A 2,426-nucleotide genomic window follows, 5' to 3' on the forward strand; every position below is an offset into this window, starting at 1 on the left:
AAATTTCAAAGACTTTTCTCTTTTGCTCGACTCTTTTTTCTAAAACTTCCATCTGGGCCACGCCAATAGCGCCTAAGACGTTGCTTAAGCGGTAGTTGTAGCCGTAGTCTTTGTGCTCGTAGTGAAGCAGCGGCTCGCGCGCCTGGGTGCTTAAAAATCTAGCCTTAGCCACTAGCTCCTCATCGTTTGAGATCAGCATGCCACCGCCTGAGGTAGTGATGATTTTATTGCCGTTGAAGCTTAACGCGCCGCATTTTCCGATACCACCAAGTGCTTTGCCCTTATAAAATCCGCCCAGCGCCTCTGCGGCATCCTCGATAACATCAATGCCTTCGTTCGCGCAAATTTCACATATCTCATCCATCTTCGCAGCCTGTCCGTAAAGATGCGTAACGACGAGCACCTTTGGCTTTTTCGGCGATTTTTTGATCGCTTCTTTAAGCAGCCTCGGGCTTAAATTCCAACTCTCGTCGCTGTCTATCAGCACCGGCACGCAGCGCTCGTAAAATATCGGATTTAGCGACGCCATGAAGGTAAACGTGGAGCCGAGCACCACGTCGCCGTCCTTTACGCCGCTGCAACGAAGCGCTAGATGAAGTGCCGCCGTGCCTGCGTTTAGCGCCAGCGCGCCGCGCGTGCCAGTATAGGACTTCACTGCGTCTTCAAAGCGATTGACATATTCGCCCAAAGGCGCGATATAGTTACTCTCAAATACCTTTTTTATATACTCAAGCTCATCGCCGCCCATATTCGGCGGGCTTAAAAATACTCTTGCCATCTCTATCCTTCCTTGATTTAAAATTTAACCTAGCGCGGAGCAAGGCTAAATTTAGCTTTCGGCATTAAATTTAAATGCTCGGATTTTATCACTTTTAATGCTATAAATTTTAAATTCAGCCATTTTTTTTAATCACGTTTAATCACGCGAGCGGGCACGCCTACGGCTACGCTGTCGCTAGCTATGTCGCGCACGACCGCAGCGCCCGCACCGATGATGCAGCGCTGCCCGATCTTTAGCCTCTGAATGACGCTAGCGCCGATGCCGATGTGCGAAAACGCCCCCACCTTCACGCCGCCCGCAAGCGCTGCGTTTGGGCTAATGTGCGCAAACTCGCCGATCTCGCACTCATGCTCGATCACGACGCCTGAATTGATTATCGCGCCGCGACCGATTTTAGCTCGCGCGTTTATCACGGCGCCGGGCATTACGACCGCGCCCTCGCCGATAGCGGCGCTTGGGCTTACGATGGCGCTTTGATGAATCAGCGTCGCTATCTCAAAACCGGCGCGCGATACCTTTTCTTGGATCTTTGCGCGAGTTTTATTATCGCCGATTGCGATTATTACGGGGTGTTTCGGCAGATCCTCGCTAAATTTAAGCCCCGCCGCGTCGTCTAAAAAAACGACCTCGCTAAATTTAGCTTCCCGCGCAGCTAGCGCGACATCCGCGACCACCAGCCCGTGTCCGCTCGCGCCGTAAACGTAAATTTTAGTTGTGCCCATTAAATTTCTCCGTCGTCGCCATGCCCTCTTTATTCACGCCCTCTTTCGCAAGCACTTTTTTAATCGTCAAAAGCGCGATCTTAAGATCGAGCGCGAAGCTTAAATTTTGTGCATAATACGTGTCGTACTCAAATTTTTTCTCCCAGCTGATTGCGTTGCGACCGTTTACCTGCGCAAGCCCCGTGATGCCCGGGCGCACGCTGTGCCTAAGGCGCTGCTGCGGCGAATAAAGCGGCAAGTATTCGATCAGTAAAGGGCGCGGCCCGATGAAACTCATATCGCCCTTTAGCACGTTGAAAAGCTGCGGCAGCTCATCCAGGCTTAGCGCGCGGATCTTTTTGCCGTAATCGTTCAGCCGCTCTTCGTCGGGCAGAAGCTCGCCGTCCGCGCCGCACTCGTCGCTCATCGTTTTAAATTTGTAAATTTTAAAAATTTGCTCATCAAGCCCAGGGCGAGATTGCGTAAAAATCGCGCTTTTGCTAATGTGCTTGCGGATCAAAAACCACGTAAGCGCCATCACGGGCGAAACCAAAATGATCAAAACCAAAGCCGCCGTAAAATCGAGTGTGCGCTTTAAAAAACACCTATACATCGATAAATTTCCTATAAACCTCTAAATATTTTTCCGTGACGATCTTTTCGTCGTAATTTGCAAGCACCATCTCGCGCCCCTTTCGTCCGAGCCTTTCGCAAAGCGTAGCATCGCCCAATAAAATTTCGATCTTTCGCGCAAGACCCTCTACGTCGCGAGTGCGGCAAATTAAGCCGTTGACGCCATCTTGCACGGCTTCTACGCAGCCGCTGCAGTCGCTTACCACGCAGGCTCGCGCCATGCTCATCGCCTCTAAAACCGTGCGCGGAAAGCCCTCCTTGTAGCTAGGCAGTACGAACATATACGCGCTTTTATACAGCTGCCGAACCTG

The 2,426-nt window shown here is 51.3% G+C and carries 4 protein-coding genes; all 4 read right to left on the reverse strand.

Features of this window, described 5'->3' with window-relative positions:
- The coding region (gene pglE / locus Q0256_RS06060; RefSeq protein ID WP_297961143.1) for a UDP-N-acetylbacillosamine transaminase at nt 1-778 on the reverse strand (778 nt) is incomplete at its 3' end.
- Nucleotides 779-906: 128 nt separating this feature from the next.
- Nucleotides 907-1,503, reverse strand: a complete 597-nt coding sequence (gene pglD / locus Q0256_RS06065) for a UDP-N-acetylbacillosamine N-acetyltransferase (RefSeq protein ID WP_297961145.1) — start codon at nt 1,501-1,503, stop codon at nt 907-909.
- Entirely contained in the window at nt 1,490-2,095 is a 606-nt protein-coding gene (gene pglC / locus Q0256_RS06070; RefSeq protein WP_297961148.1) for an undecaprenyl phosphate N,N'-diacetylbacillosamine 1-phosphate transferase, read from the reverse strand. The genes pglD and pglC overlap by 14 nt, the downstream gene beginning before the upstream one ends.
- A partial coding sequence (locus Q0256_RS06075) for a glycosyltransferase (RefSeq protein ID WP_297961151.1) occupies nt 2,088-2,426 on the reverse strand: 339 nt, incomplete at its 5' end. The genes Q0256_RS06075 and pglC, both read right to left, overlap by 8 nt.

It is taken from the genome of uncultured Campylobacter sp. (assembly GCF_937949835.1).
Classification (GTDB): domain Bacteria; phylum Campylobacterota; class Campylobacteria; order Campylobacterales; family Campylobacteraceae; genus Campylobacter_B.

Excerpts from the sequence above, each read along its gene's own strand:
- pglD (WP_297961145.1), bottom strand. The coding sequence starts at position 1,503 with ATGGGCACAACTAAAATTTACGTTTACGGCGCGAGCGGACACGGGCTG.
- pglC (WP_297961148.1), bottom strand. The coding sequence starts at position 2,095 with ATGTATAGGTGTTTTTTAAAGCGCACACTCGATTTTACGGCGGCTTTG.